This window comes from Oleiphilus sp. HI0066 (assembly GCF_001635725.1).
In genome coordinates, this window is sequence record NZ_LWFH01000991.1 from 1 (window position 1) to 716 (window position 716).

1 protein-coding gene and 1 pseudogene are annotated in these 716 nt (G+C 46.8%); both read right to left on the bottom strand.

Annotated features, from left to right (window positions below; all coding sequences use genetic code 11):
* Positions 1 to 40: 40 nt before the first annotated feature.
* Positions 41 to 376 carry a flavodoxin family protein gene (locus tag A3738_RS11140; protein ID WP_068476249.1) on the bottom strand — a complete coding sequence of 112 codons (336 nt, stop codon included), beginning with the start codon at positions 374 to 376 and terminating at the stop codon, positions 41 to 43.
* A 101-nt stretch (positions 377 to 477) separates the two neighbouring features.
* A pseudogene (locus A3738_RS31065) lies at positions 478 to 716 on the bottom strand (alanine--glyoxylate aminotransferase family protein); the annotation flags it as partial.

Below are 716 nucleotides of genomic sequence, written 5' to 3' on the forward strand. Positions count from 1 at the left end.
TCGTTCAATGATTACCGAGAGCGGCTAAATTAGGTGCGTTTTAAGGTAATTGTATCGTTGGTAAGGCGTGCACCGTGCCAGTGCCATCGTGCCCAGCGCGAACAATCGCTGCGACTGGTAAACCTTGTTTTTTCTCAAGTACGGGGTAATAGCAACGATCAAACATATCTTTCATCGCTCCAGACATGTAGCTGAGGTTTTCTGGTGTGAAAAGAATGACAGCGTCTGCCTGAATGATGTGCTCTGGAGTGGTATCAAATGCAGATAAGCTAGTTACAGTGCACTGGCTTTTGTTACTCGCATCGTTGATTGTTTTTAGGAGTGTTTGAGTATTTGGAGAGGGAGCGTGGCCAATGATAAGAAGATGTTTGTCCATGCCGAAACTCATGCCTTAACTATGTAGGGTGATTAAATAATAAAGGGTCAGAGTATTGCTACACTGACCCTTTGGCAATGAGCCCTAGAACGAGAAATATATTAGGCGTAGCTATTAGCAACGGCAGCCATTGCTGCATCGCCGTCACAGTCATATCCTTGTTCGTTAAGAACGCTCGCTAGGGCTGAGATGCATAGCTCAACGTTTTCACGTTTACATGCGCTGCCCATCAAACCTATACGCCAAGCGTTGTCTGCAAACTTGCCAAGGCCCGCGCCGATCTCAAGATCGAATTGGCTAAGCAATGCAGTACGAACAGCCGCGTCATCCACACCTTCTG